At 59.1% G+C, this 18,458-nt stretch carries 13 protein-coding genes; 7 read left to right on the top strand and 6 right to left on the bottom strand.

Features of this window, described 5'->3' with window-relative positions; translation table 11 throughout:
* The first annotated feature begins 14 nt into the window (after positions 1-14).
* From WC421_00195 to WC421_00215, 5 genes are all read left to right on the top strand, one after another.
* On the top strand, positions 15-3,203 hold the full coding sequence (locus WC421_00195; protein MFA5160643.1) for a type ISP restriction/modification enzyme: 3,189 nt from the start codon (positions 15-17) through the stop codon (positions 3,201-3,203).
* A 6-nt stretch (positions 3,204-3,209) separates the two neighbouring features.
* The gene (locus WC421_00200) at positions 3,210-3,653 is read left to right on the top strand and encodes a hypothetical protein (protein ID MFA5160644.1); all 444 of its coding nucleotides are present in this window, start codon (positions 3,210-3,212) and stop codon (positions 3,651-3,653) included.
* A gap of 566 nt (positions 3,654-4,219) precedes the next feature.
* Complete coding sequence (locus tag WC421_00205) at positions 4,220-5,005, top strand: DUF1828 domain-containing protein (protein MFA5160645.1); 786 nt, start codon at positions 4,220-4,222, stop codon at positions 5,003-5,005.
* A 92-nt stretch (positions 5,006-5,097) separates the two neighbouring features.
* A complete protein-coding gene (lpxK, locus tag WC421_00210) occupies positions 5,098-6,240 on the top strand; it encodes a tetraacyldisaccharide 4'-kinase (protein ID MFA5160646.1) in 1,143 nt (380 codons plus the stop codon).
* The gene (locus WC421_00215) at positions 6,201-7,535 is read left to right on the top strand and encodes an acetyl-CoA hydrolase/transferase C-terminal domain-containing protein (protein MFA5160647.1); all 1,335 of its coding nucleotides are present in this window, start codon (positions 6,201-6,203) and stop codon (positions 7,533-7,535) included. Before lpxK ends, WC421_00215 begins: the two co-directional genes overlap by 40 nt.
* Positions 7,536-7,544: 9 nt before the next feature.
* Here the strand turns inward: WC421_00215 and uvrA are convergent, their stop codons facing one another.
* From uvrA to WC421_00245, 6 genes are all read right to left on the bottom strand, one after another.
* On the bottom strand, positions 7,545-10,379 hold the full coding sequence (uvrA, locus tag WC421_00220; protein MFA5160648.1) for an excinuclease ABC subunit UvrA: 2,835 nt from the start codon (positions 10,377-10,379) through the stop codon (positions 7,545-7,547).
* A gap of 47 nt (positions 10,380-10,426) precedes the next feature.
* On the bottom strand, positions 10,427-12,394 hold the full coding sequence (locus WC421_00225; GenBank protein MFA5160649.1) for an ABC transporter permease: 1,968 nt from the start codon (positions 12,392-12,394) through the stop codon (positions 10,427-10,429).
* Complete coding sequence (locus WC421_00230) at positions 12,391-13,374, bottom strand: efflux RND transporter periplasmic adaptor subunit (GenBank protein ID MFA5160650.1); 984 nt, start codon at positions 13,372-13,374, stop codon at positions 12,391-12,393. The genes WC421_00225 and WC421_00230 overlap by 4 nt, the downstream gene beginning before the upstream one ends.
* A gap of 3 nt (positions 13,375-13,377) precedes the next feature.
* Positions 13,378-14,634, bottom strand: a complete 1,257-nt coding sequence (locus WC421_00235; protein ID MFA5160651.1) for a TolC family protein — start codon at positions 14,632-14,634, stop codon at positions 13,378-13,380.
* 64 nt (positions 14,635-14,698) lie between these two features.
* A complete protein-coding gene (locus WC421_00240) occupies positions 14,699-15,634 on the bottom strand; it encodes a DMT family transporter (protein ID MFA5160652.1) in 936 nt (311 codons plus the stop codon).
* A complete protein-coding gene (locus WC421_00245) occupies positions 15,631-16,023 on the bottom strand; it encodes a MazG nucleotide pyrophosphohydrolase domain-containing protein (protein ID MFA5160653.1) in 393 nt (130 codons plus the stop codon). The genes WC421_00240 and WC421_00245 overlap by 4 nt, the downstream gene beginning before the upstream one ends.
* A 36-nt stretch (positions 16,024-16,059) precedes the next feature.
* Here WC421_00245 and WC421_00250 point away from each other — a divergent pair, with 36 nt between their 5' ends.
* Complete coding sequence (locus tag WC421_00250) at positions 16,060-17,364, top strand: hypothetical protein (GenBank protein MFA5160654.1); 1,305 nt, start codon at positions 16,060-16,062, stop codon at positions 17,362-17,364.
* A 1-nt stretch (position 17,365) separates the two neighbouring features.
* On the top strand, positions 17,366-18,457 hold the full coding sequence (locus WC421_00255; GenBank protein ID MFA5160655.1) for a hypothetical protein: 1,092 nt from the start codon (positions 17,366-17,368) through the stop codon (positions 18,455-18,457).
* Position 18,458: the final 1 nt, after the last annotated feature.

Raw genomic sequence — 18,458 nt, forward strand, 5'->3', positions numbered from 1 at the left:
GCTAAACTTGCAGCATGGGCCAGCTTTTCAAAGCCTACTTGTCCGAAATTGCCGCAGCACATGAAACCGGCAGCGCGACCGAGCATACTTACCGCCCCGCGCTGAAAAATCTGCTTGAGGCTTTTTCCGCCGGAACAACCGCCATAAACGAGCCGAAACGGATAAGTTGCGGCGCGCCGGATTATATAGTCGTCCGGGGCGAAATCCCCCTCGGATTTATTGAAGCCAAAGATATCGGTGTTTCGCTTGAAGAGACTGAAAACAGCGAGCAACTCAAACGCTACCGCGACAGTCTTGCCAATCTCGTTCTCACCGATTATCTGGAATTCCGCTGGTACATCGGCGGGGAAATGCGCCTTTGCGCGCGCGTCGCCAATATCCAGAGCGGCAAACTGCGCGCGGACGCAGCCGGCATTGAACGGCTTAAAGAGCTGCTGGACCGGTTTTTCAGCGAGAATATCCCCGTCATATCCACGCCCGGAGAGCTTGCCGGCCGCATGGCGGCTTTGGCGCGGCTTATCCGCGACATTATCAGCCGGACCTTGGCGGAGGAGGGCGAGCGCGGCTCGCTGCATGACCAGTTGGACGCCTTCCGCAAAATTCTGATGCACGACCTGACGGCGGCGCAGTTTGCCGACATGTACGCCCAAACCATCTGCTACGGCCTGTTCGCCGCGCGGTGCAACGGCGCGGAGCCGCATTTTGACAGAAAAAATGCGACTCATGATCTACCCAAAACCAACCCGTTTCTGCGCCGGATGTTCGGCCATATCGCCGGGCCGGAGTTGGACGAGCGCATAGTCTGGGCGGTTGACAGCCTTGCCGAACTGCTCAACCGCGCCGACATTGCCGCCGTCCTAAAAGATTTTGGCCGCGCCACATTACAGCAGGACCCCGTTGTTCACTTCTATGAGACCTTTCTCGCCGCTTACGACCCGCAAATGCGCGAATCGCGCGGCGTTTATTACACGCCGGAGCCGGTGGTCTCCTATATCGTGCGCAGCGTTGACGAGATTCTGAAAAGCGATTTCAAATTGCCCAAAGGCCTGGCGGATTCATCCCGAATAAGCGGCAAGGGCAAAGAAAATTCCGGTATGCACCGTGTTCAGATTCTGGACCCCGCCGCCGGAACCGGCACATTTCTGCATCAGGTTGCGGCGCATATCCATGAAACCATGTCCGGCAACAAAGGCTTGTGGGCCGGGTATGTCAGCGAAGACCTTTTGCCGCGTTTGTACGGGTTTGAACTGCTGATGGCGCCCTACGCTGTCGCGCACATGAAGCTCGGGCTTTTGCTGAGCGGGACCGGCTACGATTTCAAAAGCGAGGAACGGCTGCGCGTTTATCTCACCAACACATTGGAAGAGGCGCATGAGCATACCGGCCTGCCGCTGTTCACGCAGTGGCTGGCGGAAGAAGCCAACAGCGCAAGCTCCATCAAAAAGGATGCGCCGATAATGGTGGTGCTTGGCAACCCGCCGTATTCGGGCCATTCCGCGAATACGGGCGAGTGGATTAAGAGACTGCTGAACGGCTTTGACACGCTGACAAAGCGGGACACCGAAAATTACTTTATGGCCGACGGCAAACCGCTGGGCGAGCGAAACCCGAAATGGCTAAACGACGATTACGTAAAATTCATCCGCTTCGCCCAATGGCGGATAGAGCAGACCGGCTATGGCGTGCTGGCTTTTGTTACCAATCACGGCTATCTGGATAACCCGACGTTTCGCGGAATGCGCCAAAGCCTGATGAAAACTTTTGACGATATTTATATCCTTGACCTGCACGGCAACAGCAAGAAAAAAGAGAAAGCCGCCGACGGCGGCAAGGACGAGAATGTTTTTGATATTCAGCAGGGCGTGGCAATCGGCATTTTCGTAAAGCGCGCCGGAAAACATGACAAAGACGCGCAGGTGCGCCATGCAGGGCTTTCCGGCCTGCGCGAAGGCAAATACGAAATCCTGTCGGAGACGGATTGCGTCTCCACCAAATGGAAAACTCTTAAACCGCAATCGCCGCATTATCTTTTCATCCCGCAGGACAACAGGCTCAAAGCCGAGTACGAGCAAGGCTGGAAAATCAACGAGATAATGCCGGTAAACAGCGTCGGGATTGTTACCGCGCGCGACGCGCTCACCATTCATTTAGACCGCGCGGAAGCATGGCACGTCGTCAACGATTTCGCCAATCTGCCGCCTGAAACCGCCCGCGAAAAATACGGGCTTGGCGATGACGCGCGGGACTGGAAAGTGGCGCTTGCGCAAGCGGATTTGAAAGCGCCCCCTCTCTCCGAGGATAAGCTGGTTCCGATACTCTATCGCCCATTTGATGTGCGGCATACCTATTACACCGGCAATTCGCGCGGCTTCCATTGCATGCCGCGCGGCGAAGTAATGCGCCATATGCTGGCGGGGAAAAATTTGGCTATCATTGCACGGCGTCAAATGATTGGGGAACTGATGTCGTATTTTTACGCAAGCAATTCCTTAATATCAGACGGTGTTATCAGGTCAGACAACAAAGGCGGCGAATCATTGTTTCCCCTCTATCTTTACCAGACGGCTGATACCGCCGATTTGTTTGAGCAGGCGGACTCCGGCGAACGCCGCCCCAACCTGTCTCCCGAATTTATCAAAGAATTTGCAGAACGGCTGAAACTTTCGTTTATTCAGGACGGCAAGGGCGATTTGAAAACCACATTCGGACCGGAGGATATTTTCCATTACGGCTATACGGTGTTCTATTCCCCCGAATACCGCCGCCGTTACGCCCAATTCCTGAAAATGGATTTCCCCCGCCTGCCGCTCACAACCGACATAAAATTATTCAGAAAGTTATGCGCTATCGGAGAGGAACTTGTCAGTCTGCACCTCATGGAAAATTTGCCGGCCCCGAAGGCCCGCTACCCCGAAACCGGCGACAATCTGGTTGAGAATGTCCGCTACACCGAGCCGTCCGGCAAAACGCCGGGCCGAGTGTATATCAACGCGAAACAGTATTTTGAAAATGTCCCTCCGCAAGTCTGGAACTACCAAATCGGCGGCTATCAGGTCTGCAACAAATGGCTGAAAGACCGCAAATCCCGCAAACTCTCCTACGACGACCTGACCCGCTACATGTCCATAACCGCCGCCCTTTCCCAAACCATAACCCTACAATCCGAAATAGACCAATCCATCAACGCTTGGCCGATGGGATAAGACGTTATGCAAATATCGTCAGACACTTTATTGGCTTATCTTGCAGGAATACTTACCGCAACAAGCGGCGCATATCTTGCGGATAAATACACCGACCGCAGACGCGAGAAGGAATTGAAAGCAAAAGCAGATGATGAATTCCGCCAAATTGCTGCACGCATGCCCAATCTGATAAAGAAGATGCAGAGTGATTTGGCAAAACCTGAATTTCGGATGATCCGCAGCTTTTTTGTGTTGCCAAACCGCAACGTTGTATTCGGCTTTGGTAGTAAGAAGGACATCATCTACTACGAAAGCGAGCATGAAGATTTAATGCATGCAGTCAGATTGCTTGAAGATAACGGCTATATCACAAACGTCGCAGATACAAATACCCCCCGTTATTGGATGACTGAACATTTCGTCAAATATGTGCGCGAGTTTGACGGCGCAAATATTCCACAAATTTAGCTGCATTGACGACGATTGGCGCAAGCGGTATAATCGTAATGGACTTGACGACGAAAGACGGGATGATAAACAGCACGAATTTATGACAGTATTTTTGAGAGAGAAAGAAATAGACGAGCTGGTCCGCGAACCCAAAAAAGTTCCTGCGGATATTTGTGATTTAAGTAAAATGAGTTTGCGTGGGTGCAACAGTTACAGGCAGGTGGAACTACCGCGCGCTGATGGAAGCAGATTTATAATTCGGTTGCGGCTTTCAAGTCTTGACAGAACAAATTTTTCGGTTATCCTATCCTATGGGCCTCCCAAGTCTAATGAGGATATAAAGCTCATCAGATGCAATGGCAAACACACGCATACCAACAGACTTGAAGGAGAAACTTTTATCGGATTTCACATTCATCGCGCCACAGAGCGGTATCAATCGTCTGGTCCCCGATCGGAAGGGTATGCGGAGATTACGGATAAATATACGTCGTTGCATGGGGCAATAGAATGCCTGTGCGATTTGTGCAATATATCGCAAGAAAACGACGACACTCGGCCATGGTTGCCGTTAGGGGGCAGGGATGAATAAAGATTCTATCGAAAAGCTTCTCAGGGATAAGGCGGGAGCCTCCGTTCGGCTAATGCAGGAAGGCCTCAATAGATACCACGTGGTGACTCCCTTCCAGTTTGACGATGGAGACCATTTGAGGGTGATTCTGTCCCAAAAAGGGAACAAATGGCGCTTTTCCGATGAGGGAGACACATATTTACACTTGAGTTATGATATCTCACACCAAGAGTTAGGGAAAGGCACTCGCGCAAAGGTAATAGCTAATGTGGTTGCAACTTATGGTATGCAAGACAATGAGAGCGAGTTAATTCTAGAAACCACAGAAGAAAATATTGGCGATGCGTTGTTCTCTTTTTTGCAAGGACTGACTAGAATTACAGATGTATCCTTTTTATCCAGAGAAATGGTGCGTTCGACATTTATGGAAGATTTTAACCGATGTATATCAGAAATCATTCCCGCCGAGCGGGCTAAATTCGGTTATAGTTTTCCCGAAAAGGACCCGCAAAAAAAATATGCGATAGATTGTTATGTCAATGGCATGGCGAAACCGTTGCTTATCTATGGAATCAACAATACAGAAAAATGCCACATTGCGCAAATAAATCTGCTTACCTTTGAAAAGTGGGGGGTGTCTTTCCGTTCGGTTGCAATATTTGAGGATCAAGAGAATATAAATCGTCGTACACTTGCGAAATTCAGCGATGTTGTAGAAAAGCAGTTTTCATCGTTATCGGAAACAGCGTCTCGTGACCGCATAAACAAATACTTACAGGAAGCAATCTCTGGCAAATAGTCCTATCCGTGAACCCAAAGCAATTGTATGGGTTGCGAATGTCGCAATCACAGGAAGGTTGGGGGCGCGGGAAATTTTGTAGAATTTCCACGATGGATTTTGCGGGAATTCAGGAAAAACTGCGGGCGAATTTCGCGGGCAGGGTTCTGCTCTGGGTGCTGTCGCTTTTCTACCGGGCGGGGGTGGCGGCGCGCAAGGCTGCCTACGACGCGGGGTTCATGAAATCCTTTTCCGTCAACGCGCGGGTGGTGTGTTTTGGCAATATCACAACGGGCGGCACGGGCAAGACCACCGCCGTGATGCTGGCCGCCCGCGAACTGGCCGCCGCGGGGCTGCGCCCCGCGATAATCACGCGGGGCTACAAGCGCGCAGCGGACAAGGATGTGGTGGTGATTTTGTCCTCCCGGCATTCGGCATCGTGGCGCGAGGCGGGAGACGAAGCCTACATGATGTTTGAAGCGCTGCGCGACTGCGACGTGCCCGTCGTGGTCTGCCCGGACCGGGTGAAGGCCGCCCGCGCCGCCGTGGACGAATTCAAAAGCCCCGTGCTGCTGATGGACGACGGCTTCCAGCATTTCCGCCTCAACCGCGACATGGACGTGGCGCTGCTGGACGCGCGCGACCCGTTCGGCGGCAATTCGCTGCTGCCGCTGGGCCGGCTGCGGGAGCCTAAATCCGCGCTCGGGCGCGCCGGGCTTATTCTGATTACCCATGCCGACCTGGCCTCGCCGGAGCGGCTGGCGGCGGCCAAAGGCCTGGCCGGGCTTTGCAACAGCGCCGCGCCGCTGGCGGAAGCCGTCCACGAGCCGGAGTATTACCTTGACGTCCGCAACGCGCGCAAAGTCCCGCTGGATTCCATAAAGGGAGAGGCCACCGCGCTTTCCGCGGTGGGCGACCCGCAGTCTTTTGAGGACACTCTGCGCAAACTGGGGCTGGAGCTTACCCAGAAATGGCGCTATCCCGACCATCATCCCTACACCCTGGCCGAACTGGCGGACGCCTCCCGGCTGTGCGGCGGCAGGCCGCTTATAACGACATACAAGGATTTCACGCGCTTCCCGGAGAACTGGCGGGACGCGCTGGACGGGGGAGTTTACATCCTCTCAATTCATATGCGCATACGCGGAAGGGACGGGATTGAAAACTGGCGCAAAGCCATACACCCCGCCCTTGCCGCCGCGCAACCGGAGAAACCATGCAAACCATACAGGAAACCGGCGAGAAAAGCTGGCTGACAACCTATAAAAGCAAGCTGATTTCCGCCGATGACGCCGCGGGCCTCATACAATCCGATTACGACGTGATAGTGGCGCAGTGCGCCTCGGAGCCGCAGGGGTGCATGTCCCGGTTCCATCTCGCGGCGGAGAGGGTGGAGAACGTGCACGTTTTTTCGGTGCTGACGCTCAAGCCCTACGAATTCTACATGAACCCCGCCATGAAAGGCCGTTTTGAGCTGTGCAGCTGGTTCCACGCGCCCGGCTCGCGCCAGGCGATAGCGGCGGGGACGGGAACGGTTACTTTCGTGCCCAATATGCTGCACCGCGCCGCGCTGGACCGCATCCACGCACACAAGCCGAACATGCTGTTTGGCACCTGCACCCCGCCGGACAAGCACGGCTTCGTGTCGCTTTCGCTGGGCGTTACTTACGAGCGAGACGTAATGGAGGCCGCCGATATTGTCATTTTGGAGGTCAACAAAAACCTGCCCCGCACCTTCGGCGACACCGCCGTTCACGTAAGCGAGGTTGATTATTTCGTGGAATGCGGCCACGCCGTGCCGGAGCTGCCCTCCCCCGTCCCGTCGGACAAGGACATGCTCATCGGCAACCATATCGCCGAACTGGTGGACGACGGCGCCACCATACAGCTTGGCATAGGCGGCATACCCAACGCCGCCGCGCTGGCGCTGCGCGCCAAAAAGGACCTGGGCGTCCACACGGAAATGCTGGTGGATTCGGTGATGGAGCTTTATCATCAGGGCGCGGTTACAAACGCGCGCAAGTCGCTGGCGCGGGGCAAATTCGTGTGCACTTTCGCGATGGGCTCGCGCAAGCTTTACGACTGGCTGGACGACAATCCGGCAGTGGAGTTCAGGCGCGGCTCCTGGGTCAACGACCCGGCGGTAATCCGCCAGAATTCGCGCATGGTTTCAATAAACACCTGCCTGATGGTGGATTTCACCGGCCAGGTGGCAAGCGAATCAATCGGCACCAGCCAGTATTCCGGCACCGGCGGCCAGACCGACACCGCCGTGGGCGCAAAAGAGGCTTATGACGGGCTGGGTAAATCGGTAATCGCGTGCTACTCCACGGCGAAAAACAACACCGTCAGCACCATAGTGCCGGTGCTGCCCGAGGGCACGGCCGTAACGCTGCACCGCAGCAATTGCGACCATATAGTAACCGAGCATGGCATCGCCTACATGCGGGGCCGCACGGTGCGGGAGCGGACGCTTAACCTGATAAGCGTCGCCCACCCGGATTTCCGCGCCGGCCTGCGCGAAAAAGCCGGAAAAATGGGGTATATCTAGCCTAAAGTTTCAGGCTGGTTTTCCCGGCAGCGGGCGGAGGTATTTGCCGGTCCACGAATCCGGGGCCTTTGCGATTTTCTCCGGCGGGCCGGCGGCCACTATATGCCCGCCCTTGTCGCCGCCTTCGGGCCCCAGGTCTATAATCCAGTCCGCCGTCCTGATGACGTCCAGATTGTGCTCTATGATGACAACGGTGTTGCCATGGCTTACCAGCCGGTGCAGCACCGAAAGCAGCTTTTCTATGTCGGCGAAATGCAGGCCGGTGGTAGGCTCGTCCAGAATGTATAAGGTGCTGCCGGTGGCGCGGCGGCGCAGCTCGGAGGCCAGCTTGACGCGCTGCGCCTCGCCGCCGGAGAGGGTGGTTGCGCTCTGGCCCAGCTTGATGTATCCCAGCCCCACATCCTCCAGCGTTTGCAGCGTGGTTTTTATGTGCGGCAGCGGCTCAAAGAGCTTCAGGCATTCCGAGACGCTGGAATCCAGCACGTCGGCTATGCTTTTGCCCTTGTAATGGACCTGCAAAGTCTCCTCGTTGAAACGGCGCCCGTTGCATTCCTCGCAACGGACATAGACGTCCGGCAGGAACTGCATTTGAATACGCAGTATGCCGTCGCCCTCGCATTTCTCGCAGCGTCCGCCTTTTACGTTGAAGGAAAACCGCCCCGGCTTGTAGCCGCGCCGTTTGGCCTCCGGCAGCTGGCTGAAAATGTCGCGTATGCCGGAAAAAACGCCCGTATAAGTCGCCGGATTTGAGCGCGGAGTGCGGCCTATGGGCGACTGGTCCACTATGATGACCTTGTTGATTTTCTCCGTGCCGGAAAGCGATTTGTGCGCGCCCGCAGCCTCTTTGGCGCCGTAGATTTTTTTTGCCAGCGCCTTGTATAAAACTTCGTGCACCAGCGTTGACTTGCCCGAGCCGGACACCCCCGACACGCACACAAACATCCCCAGCGGGATTTTGACGTCTATATCCTTGAGGTTGAACTGGCTTGCCCCTTTTATTTCCAGCCAGCCGGACGGCGATTTCACCGGCGGGAAGGCGCGTTTTATAACGGCCTCGCCGCGCAGGTATTTCCCGGTCAGCGAAGCGGGATTTTTAAGAATCTGCTCCACCGTTCCCTGCGCGGTTATATACCCGCCATGCTCGCCCGCGCCGGGGCCCAAATCCACCACCCAGTCGGCGGAGCGTATGGTTTCCTCGTCATGCTCCACTATAACCAGGGTGTTGCCCATGTCGCGCAACGATTTTAAGGTGGACAGCAGCCTTTCGTTGTCGCGGGAGTGGAGGCCTATGGTCGGCTCGTCCAACACGTATAAAACGCCGGTCAGGCCGGAGCCGATTTGCGTGGCCAGATGTATTCGCTGCGCCTCGCCGCCGGAAAGGGTTTCCGAGCGGCGGTCCAGCGTCAGGTAATTCAATCCCACGGCGGACAGGAAACCCAGCCGGGCGTTTATTTCCCGCAGAATCTGCCGGGCGATTACAAGCTCTTTTTCGGTCAGCGAAAGGCTTTTGGCGAAAGCCAGCGCCCGGTCAACCGGCAGCGCGGCGATTTCCGAGATATTTTTGCCCGCCACCAGCACCGCCAGCGCCTCCGGCTTTAGGCGCGCGCCCTTGCAGGCAGGGCAGGTAACCTCGCGCATATAGCGGCTGAAAATCTCCTCCCGCACATACGCGCTTTCCGATTCGGTGTAGCGGCGCATGAGGTTGTTGACTATCCCCTCAAACGCGCTGTCCTTGCCCGCCCAGTGCACGCGGTATGCGCCGCCGCCGTAAAGCAGCAGTTTGCGCTGCTCGGGCCGGAGGCTGCGCCAGGGTTTGTCGGTCGGGATGTTGTTGCGCAAGCAAACGTCGCCCACAATCTCCATGTAATAGGACGACCAGGAATTTTTCCAGCGGTTGCTTTTGGTGGTAACGGGGCTGGACCAGGCGGCGATGGCCCCGCCTGCTATGGAAAGCGCCGGGGCCGGCACCACCAGTTCCTCGTCCACCACGGTTTTGACGCCCAGCCCCGCGCATTCCCCGCACGCGCCGTAGGGCGAGTTGAAAGAGAAAAGCCTCGGCTCCAGCCCGGTGAAACCGGTTCCGCAGCCGGGGCAGGCGCTGGCCTCGCTGTAGGTGAAGGAATTTTTGGCCTTTATTTCCTCCGCCAGCGCGAGGCCGTTTCCGTAGCGCACGGCGGTTTCCAGCGATTCGGCAAGCCGCTCCTTTTCTTCGGGACCGGCGCGCAGCTCGTCGGCCAGCAGTTCTATGGTGTGCTTTTTGTAGCGCGAAAGTTTGGGCGGCGCGCCCAGCTCAATGATTTTGCCGTCAACCCGGGCCTTGGCGAAGCCGGATTTTTTCAGCCGCGCGAAAAGCTCCTCGTAAGTGCCGGAGCGGCCCGAAACCACGGGCGCGAAAATGTAAATGCTCTTGTCTTTGAACCGGGCCAGTATGTCTGCGGTCATGGCCTGAACCGACCACGCCTCCACCGGCCTGCCGCATTTGGGGCAATGCCTTTTGCCTATGCGCGCAAACAGCAGCCTGAAATAATCGTAAATCTCGGTTACGGTGGCCACCGTGGAGCGCGGATTGCGCGAAGGCGCGCGCTGCTCTATGGAAATCGCCGGGGAGAGGCCCTCTATATGGTCCACATCCGGCTTGTCCATCAGTTCAAGAAACTGCCGCGCGTAGGCCGAGAGGCTTTCCACATACCGCCGCTGGCCTTCGGCGTAAATGGTGTCAAAAGCCAGGCTGGATTTGCCGGAACCGGAAAGTCCGGTAATAACGATCATTTTTTCGCGCGGCAATTCCAACGTGATGTTTTTGAGGTTGTGCTGCCGCGCCCCGCGTATAAGTATCTTGTCCATTGCCTGTATTTTACCCATTTACGCGGCTGGCGGCGAGAAAAACAATGTTACTCGTAGCGCAGGGCTTCTATGGGGGAAAGTTCGGAGGCTTTCTTGGCCGGCCAGAAGCCGAACAGTATCCCGACCGAGGCCGAAAACACCGCCGACATTATCACCGACGAAGGCGAGACAATCAAAGTCCAGTTGGCGATTTTGGCCAGCGCCACAGCCGAGCCGGCGCCCAGCGCTATCCCCAGCGCCCCTCCCGAGATGGACAGCGCGGCGGCCTCTATCAGGAACTGAGTCAGTATGGCGGCGCGGCTGGCGCCGATGGCCTTGCGCAGGCCGATTTCGCGGGTGCGCTCGCTTACGCTGACCAGCATGATGTTCATTATGCCTATGCCGCCCACCACCAGCGAAATGCCGGCGATTACGCCCAGCAGCATGCTCATGGTGTTTGTGGTGGAACTGAGCATGTCGCGCAGGTCGGACATGTTCATTATCTGAAAATCGTCATCTTTGCCCGGCGGTATGCGGTGCCGCTTGCGGATGACGGAGGCCGCATAGTCTATAAGCGCATCAACCGAGGAGGCGTCTTTGGCCTCCAGCCATATCTGGTTTATGTATTTCTTGCCCAGGGAGCGTTTCATCGCCGTGTTGAGCGGGATTACTATCATATCGTTCTGGTCCCGGAAGCCGGAGGCGCCCTTGGCCGGCAGCAGGCCTATGACCTTGAAGTTCTTGCGGGCTATTTTTATTGTATGGCCCACGGGATTGTTGGCGCCGAACAGATTAGTGGCCACCGTCTGCCCGATTACGGCCACTTTCTCCATGTTCTCGTTCTCGGCGCCGGTGAAAAAGCGCCCGTAGACCGGAACGGCATTGTGCATGGCCGCATAAACCGGATACGCGCCGGTTATCTGGGTGTTGGTGTTGTTGGGGCCGAAAACGACCTGCTCGTTGTCCTGCACGTTGCCGTCGACGTTGGCGACCAGCCTTTTGTTTTCGGCGAGGACCTTTATATCCTCCGCGGTAAAGCGGCTGGCCCTTGCCCCGAAGACGCCGCCCATCCCGGAAGACCCGGGCATTATCATCACCAGGTTGGAGCCCATGGCCGAAAGCTGGTCCTCTATGGCTTTCTGCGCGCCGCGCCCCAGCGCCATCATCGCCACTATGGCCGCCACGCCGATGATGACGCCCAGCATGGTCAGGAAAGAGCGCATTTTGTTTGCCGCCATGGCGCGCAGCGCGGACATGAAATTCTCCGCCAGCTCCGCCGCCGTAAGATAGGCGGAGCCGCGCGTTGTGTGCGCGTGCTTTGTGGGCGCGGGCAGAGGCGGCGCGTCAGACCTGGTTTTATCGTCGGTAATCTGCCCGTCTTTTATGTGGATGGCGCGGCTGGCCCAGGCGGCTATGTCCGGCTCGTGGGTTACCATGATGACGGTTATGCCGGCCCTGTTGAATTCCGTAAGCATGCGCATGACCTCGTCGGCCTGGGCGGAGGCGAGGTTGCCTGTGGGCTCGTCGGCGAAAATTATCTTGGGGTTATTGACCAGCGCGCGCGCTATGGCCACGCGCTGCTGCTGCCCGCCGGAGAGCTGGTTGGGCCGGTGGTCCAGCCTGTCTTCCAGCCCCACCTGGCGCAGATGCTTTTCCGCCACGGCGCGGCGGCCCTGCGCGCGCGAGTATATCAACGGCAGCGCCACGTTGTCGCAGGCCGTCATGCGCGGCAGCAGGTTGAACTGCTGGAAAACAAAGCCTATGGTTTTGGAGCGCAGAAAAGCCGTCTCGTCGTCGCTCAAATTGAGGATGTCCCTGCCGGCGATGCTGTACTGCCCCGCCGTGGGCCTGTCCAGCAGCCCCAGTATGTGCATCAGCGTGGACTTGCCGGAGCCGGAGGGGCCCATTATGGCCACAAACTCGCCCTCCCGGATGGAGAGCGTTACGCCGCGCAGCACCTCCAGGTCCGTATCGCCCAGGCGGTAGACCTTGGTTATGCCCTTTATGTCTACAAGAGGCGCATTGCCTGTTATCACATGAACCGCCGGGCGGCCCGGTTGGCGGTTTTATTGCCCTGCTGCGCAGGCCGGGCCGGCATGAACGGATTGGTGGACGCGCCGGCGGACTGCTGGATGTGGGATGAGCGGTAGAACACCTTCTCGCCCTCCTCCGCGCCGGAGACTATTTCCACGTTGGAGCCGTCCTCTATGCCGGTTTTCACCGGCGCGGGGACCGGGTTTTCGGGCGTTCCCTTGAGCACGGTTTTGCTGCCGTCCTGGTCCTCGCTTATGGCTATGGCGGGCAGAATAATGACACCGTTTTTGCGGTTTACCATGATTTTGATGTTGGCCGTCATGCCTGATTTGAAAAACGGCGGCACGGCGTCCGGGCGGATTTTGGCGTTATAGGTGATGACGTTGCTTACATTCTTGCCTTCCTGGAGAATCTGGAAAATGAGGCCGTGAACCTTTTTCCCCGGATAGGCGTCCAGCGTTATATCGGCCCGCTGGCCGGTTTTCAGGCGGCCTATGTCGGATTCGTCCACCTGGGCGACCACTATCAGATCGTCGGAAAGCGCGTAAAGCGAGGTGTTTGTGTCTATTGTCTGGCCCTGGACCACGTTGCGCAGAATGACGGTCCCGTCCAGAGGGGAAAGCACGGGGGTGGGCTTGTAGGTGTCCTCCCACTTGGATATTTCGGCCTCGCCGCTGGCGCGGGCGGCGTCCAGTATGGCCACGCGCTCGGTGGAGCTCAGATACGCCAGAATTTGGCCGCGCTTGACCTTGTCGCCTTCCTCCGCCAGCAGCCTGTCCACCCGCCCGCCGACAGGGGAATTGACCTGCACGCGGTTGAGCGGCTCCACGTTGCCGGTGGTTTCGACGGTCTCGGTTATATTGCCCTTTTCCGCCACGGCGGAGCCGTAATGCTGCTTTTTGCCGCGATTGGCTTTCGCGTAATACCAGTATCCGCCGCCGGCCAGCGCGGCGATGATTATAAGGAAAAATATTTTCTTCATAAATTATTCTCCCAGCGGAATGCCCAGCAGGCTGTCCAGCTGCGCGCGGGCCTTGTTGACTGTCAGAAGCGAGCCCAGATAATCCTGCTCCGCCGACACCAGCGACTGCGACACATCCTCCCAGTTCTGGAAGTTGATGGTGCCGGCCAGGTATTCTATGGAGCTTTCGCCGTAGCGCTGCCGCGCGGCGGAAAGCATCTGCGCGCTTACGCCGGCGGAGTCTATGGAGTTGTCCAGCTGCGCCAGCGCGGACTGCAAATCAGACTTGGCACCCAGAAAAGCGGAGCGGTAATCCTCGCGCGTTTTTTCAAGCTGGCTGCGCGCGGAGGCAACCGTGTTTTTATGGTATGTCGGGCCGTTGGAAAACAGCGGCCAGGTCAGCGCCGCGCCCAGCGTCCACGCCCGGTTGCCCGGAAACTCCTGCTGGCCGCTCCAGTTCAGCCCGCCGTTTGCCGACAGCGAGGGGTAGAGGTCGCTTCCCGCCAGGTCAAGCTGGGCCCGGGCCGTTTCAAGCTGTTTTGCGGCGGCCATGACGGCGGGGACATTGCGCGCCGCGTCGTCTATGCTGATGCCGGATGCCGACACCGGGACCGACAGCTCCCCGCTGGAAGCCAGCGCGGAAAACTCGTCCATCCCCAGATTTTTGGCCAGGTCGCGCCGTCCGGAAATCACGGCGCGCTCGGCCTGGGCTATGGTGGCCCTGGCCTGCTCGGCCTGGGCGCGGGCGTACATCATGTTGCCCTTGCTCTGCGTGCCGCCCTGGTACTGGAGGGCCACGGTATCGGCGTTTTGGCGCCGTATGTCGTAAATCCGTTTGGCCACGTTCACGCCCGTCTGCGCGTATATCAGCGAGTTGAACGAGTTCAGCAAATTCGCCCGCGCCGCCACCGCCGCCTGATGCAGCGATATGTCGGCCTGCTCGGCGGCTTTCAACTGCACGGCGATGCCGGCGTAGGTTTTGGGATTGAACAGCGTCTGCGATATTCCCAGATTCGCGCCCCAGGAATCCGCCGGGCCGGAGCCGTAATTATTGCCGCCGCGCGAATAGGAATGCGACGCGCTCAGTGCCGGGTAAAGGTTGTTTCTGGCGGCGGAGTAGGTGAACCGCGCGGCGTCGCGCGCGTTGCGGTATGACGCCAGCGACGGATTGCTTTTAAGCGCCGCCTCCTGGCAGTCCTGCCAGGAAAGCGGCGCGCCCCCGCCGCAGAAAGCCGGCGCGCAGGCCGTCAGGACAAAAACGATTGCAAGGCGCATGTTCATTTGAGCATATCCAAAAAATGACCGGCTGGTCAATTAACGCGAACGGGGCCGCTTTTATTGCGCGCTACTCCGCGACCATGCAGTAGATTCTCTTAAGCGGCCCGGCCCCGGCCCTGCCGCCGTTGACCCAGTAGACGCCGCACAGTATCACAAGCCCGCCGAGTATGGCATAAGGCGAAAGCCGCTCCCCCAGAAACCAGGCCGCCGCGAACTGGGCGGCGAACGGCTCCGCATACAGGAAAGAGCCGGAAGACGAGGCCCCCAGCCGGCGCACGCCGGTATTCCATAAATAATACCCCAGCCCGGAGGAAAGCAGGCCCATATAGGCCAGCGCCCACCAGCCATGCGCGCTCAGGCGCGCAACCTCGCCCGCGCCGCCGCGCAGCAGCGCCACCGGCGCAAGCGCCGCAAAAGACATGGCCATATTCATATAGGTTACGCCCGTCTGCGGCACATTGCCCATGGCCGACACCAGCAGCACATACGCCGCCCAGGAAAAAGAGCCGCCCAGAAAAACCAGGTCGCCCGTGCCGGTGGGGATTACCGCCCCGCCCGCGTCCCTCTGGGACGAGAAAATAACCATCAGCGTTCCCGCAAAACCCACGGCAAAGCCCAGCCAGCGCAGGCGGCCTATCCTCTCTCCCAGAAACAGCGCCGACATCGCCGCTATCACCACCGGCCCGAACCCCATCAGCCAGCCCGCATGGTTGGCGCTGGTGCGCGTCAGCGCCCAGGCCTGAAGCAATTGCGTAGCCAGCACGCCGGAGAGGCCGCAGGCGGCAAGCAGCAGCCATTCCCGCGCGGAGAGCTTTTTAAGCCAGCCCAGCGGCCCGCTCAGGAAAAACATCACCGCCGCGCCCAGCAGGCAGCGCATTGCTATAAGGGTTACGGGGGACAATTCGCTTACCAGCGTTTTGGTGAAAGCCAGCGACGCGCCCCATATGGAGGCCGCCGCCAGCATCATGGCGTAAACCCGCCAATTCCCAGGCGGGGGAATCATTTGCGCCGCTTCTCGGATTCCTTGATTTTTTTCCACTGGACCAGCACCTGCCTGGCGGTTTTGAGCTTTTTGCCGCCGAAAACATGCGGATGGCGGCGCACCAACTTGCCGCAAATGCCGCGCACCACATCGTTGAGGTCAAACCTGCCGGCGCGGCGGGCAAGCTCGGCGTGAAAGACCACCTGAAGCAGCAGGTCGCCCAGTTCCTCCTCCAGATTGGCCCAGTCTTTCTTTTTGACGGCAAGTTCCACCTCGCGCGCCTCGGAGTGCATGTGCCTGATGAGCGTCCTGTGGCTCTGCTTGCGGTCCCAGGGGCAGCCTTCGGGGGAGAGAAGTTTCTCCATAATCCCCGCCAGCTTTACAAAAGAAGCTCCGCATGCGCGTTTCATGTTTCCTCCAATCGGGTAAATATATACAATTTTACTATGTTAAGAACCTGTTTTCAGTTGCTGGCGGCGGCGCTGCTTTTTTCCGTCCGCGCGAACGCGCAGGACGGCTATGTGGTCAAGACCGATTCCGCGACGGTGTATCTGGACATAACCGCCTCCTCGCAGGCCGCGCGCGCGGGCGCGCGCTTTGCCGTATACGAGGAAGGCGGGGAACTGGTCAATCCCGTTACAAAACAGTCCCTGGGCAGGACGCATGACAATGTCGCCTCCGGCGAGATAACGGAGACTCATCCCAAATACGCCGTCGGGACGCTGCTAACCGGCATCGGCGCGGCAAAACCGGGCCAGTTCTTTGAGTGGGCCGCGCAGGCCGCCCCGCCCGCGCCGGCGGCGCAGCCCTCCGGGCGGGAGAAAGTAATCTGGAAATCCCCGGCGCTGGACTGCGAGGCGGTCTCCCTCGCGCTGGGAGATTTTGACGGCTCCGGAGAGGAGGTTGCCGTCGCCTCCGAAAGCGAGGTCGCGGTATACGGCTTTTCCGGCGGTTTTGCGCGGAAATACTCGTGGCGGCCCGGCGGGCTTTACCGCATAATAACGGTTGACGCAGCGGATATCAGGGGCGCGGGCAGGCCGCAATTATTCGTATCGGTTTACGACAATTCGTCCGGCGCGTATCAGACCGCCGCGCTGGAAATATCCGGCGGCGAACTTAAAAAAAGCACGGTAACGGGCTGGCTGTCGCGCTCGGTTGCGCTGCCTTCCGGGGAAAGACGGCTTTACGGCCAGCAGTTTTACAATTCCGGCGAGTTCAGGGCGTCCTCCGTGCGCCGGGTGGAGTTTCGCGGCGGCGAATTCGCGCTTTCATCCGCGCGGACGGACATCCCCCGTTTTGACACCGTCTACGGCTTCAACGTGCTGGAAGACAGCGGACAGGCCCATGCGCTGGTGATGACTGCGGATTCGGGCCGGCTGCGCGCCCAGTTCGCGCAAAGAAAAAATTACGCGGAAACCGACGCCCTGTTCGGCAAGACGCCCAATGTGCTCAGGACGCAGGGCGGTTTGCTCAAATTCTATCCGCGCGTGGCGGCGTCCGGCAGCATGTTCTATGCCGTGGCCAATATCCCGCGCGACGGCCTGCTGTCGGAGACATTCTCCCATTACAAGGACGCAAAACTCATGGCCCTGCGCTGGACCGGCAGCGCCTTTGAACCCGCCGGCGAAACCCCGCTGGACGGCTATGCCTGCGACATTGAAAGCGGCTCCGTGCCGGGCATAGGGGCCGGGGTGCTGGCCGCCGTGGTGGGCACGGACGGCAAAACCACAATCAAACTGGTCTCTTACTGACATGCCGTCCGCCCTGCAACTGCGGTTGAAAACGCGCCCGGCGGTCGCGCTGGCGGCGCTGCTTTGCGCCGCGCCCGCGGCGGCGCGGTCTTTGCCGCCGATGGAGAGCGACACCGCCGTTTTCCGCGCGCGGACCCGCGCGCCCGCAACGCCGCAGAACGCCGGCAGAGAGGCCGGATTGCTGGTGCTTTCCCCGGAAAGCGGAGCGGGCTGGCAGCGGCAGCTTGGCCGGGCCTGCGCGCCGCTGGGCAGGAAAATGCCGGTGGAAACAGTATTCGGCGCGGCGGATTTGCGCGCGCTTTCGCCCGCGCTGCGGCGGCTGGCCGCGGCGGGAGTCAGAAAAATAATAGCGGTGCCCGCGTTCCTGCCGCCGGATTCGCCGGAGCTGGAGCAGAGCCGCTTCCTGCTGGGCCTTGCGGAAAATCCCAGCGCGCCGTATACGAAGAAACTGAACGCGGGCCGCCTCCCGCGCCGGGCAGAGCGCGCACGCAACGAAATTCCCGTAGTGATGACGCAGGGGCTGGACAAAAGCGATATGCTGTTTTCCGCGCTGCTGGCTCCGGCGTCGGCTTTCGCGGCGGTTTCGCCGGGGGCCGCGGCGCTGGTTGTTGTCGCCGCCGAGCCGGACGACCCCGGCGAGGCGCGCGCGCTGCTGTCATGCCTTGCCTCCGCGGCGGACGCCGCCGCGCGCAAGGCCGGTATTAAAAAGTCGCGCGCCGCGCTGCTCTTTGCCGGCAACAGCAGGGCAGGGGCCGCTTTCGGGCGGATGGGCGGCTCCGCGCCGGCAAAGCTGTCCCCCCCCGCTCCGGCGGGCGAACGCGCCCGGCGCAGCCGCGCGGAACTGCTGAAGGCCGTGCGCGAATTATCGGCGGGGGCCAGAACTCTTGTTCTCGGCTATTCACCTGATGCGGGGGAATTAGATAGAATCACCGGGGAGATACTTGCGGGCGCGTTTTACACCCGGGGCGGGACAGTCTCCCTGCCGGAAAAGGGTTTGCAGTCCTGGCTTGAGCAGATGCACCGCGCGGGGCTTAAGTTGCAGCCGGGGCCGCTGTATGCCGGGCCGGCCATGGCGCCGGCTGGCAAGGAATGAT

It is taken from the genome of Elusimicrobiales bacterium, assembly GCA_041651175.1.
In the GTDB taxonomy this organism is placed as follows: Bacteria; Elusimicrobiota; Elusimicrobia; order Elusimicrobiales; family Elusimicrobiaceae; genus JAQTYB01.

Bases quoted from the DNA above. Each gene is read 5' to 3' on its own strand.
- WC421_00250 (MFA5160654.1), top strand. From the start codon at position 16,060: ATGTTAAGAACCTGTTTTCAGTTGCTGGCGGCGGCGCTGCTTTTTTCC.
- uvrA (MFA5160648.1), bottom strand. From the start codon at position 10,379: ATGGACAAGATACTTATACGCGGGGCGCGGCAGCACAACCTCAAAAAC.
- WC421_00230 (MFA5160650.1), bottom strand. From the start codon at position 13,374: ATGAAGAAAATATTTTTCCTTATAATCATCGCCGCGCTGGCCGGCGGC.
- WC421_00215 (MFA5160647.1), top strand. From the start codon at position 6,201: ATGCAAACCATACAGGAAACCGGCGAGAAAAGCTGGCTGACAACCTAT.
- WC421_00205 (MFA5160645.1), top strand. From the start codon at position 4,220: ATGAATAAAGATTCTATCGAAAAGCTTCTCAGGGATAAGGCGGGAGCC.
- WC421_00235 (MFA5160651.1), bottom strand. From the start codon at position 14,634: ATGAACATGCGCCTTGCAATCGTTTTTGTCCTGACGGCCTGCGCGCCG.
- WC421_00255 (MFA5160655.1), top strand. From the start codon at position 17,366: ATGCCGTCCGCCCTGCAACTGCGGTTGAAAACGCGCCCGGCGGTCGCG.
- WC421_00200 (MFA5160644.1), top strand. From the start codon at position 3,210: ATGCAAATATCGTCAGACACTTTATTGGCTTATCTTGCAGGAATACTT.
- lpxK (MFA5160646.1), top strand. From the start codon at position 5,098: ATGGATTTTGCGGGAATTCAGGAAAAACTGCGGGCGAATTTCGCGGGC.
- WC421_00245 (MFA5160653.1), bottom strand. From the start codon at position 16,023: ATGAAACGCGCATGCGGAGCTTCTTTTGTAAAGCTGGCGGGGATTATG.
- WC421_00240 (MFA5160652.1), bottom strand. From the start codon at position 15,634: ATGATTCCCCCGCCTGGGAATTGGCGGGTTTACGCCATGATGCTGGCG.
- WC421_00195 (MFA5160643.1), top strand. From the start codon at position 15: ATGGGCCAGCTTTTCAAAGCCTACTTGTCCGAAATTGCCGCAGCACAT.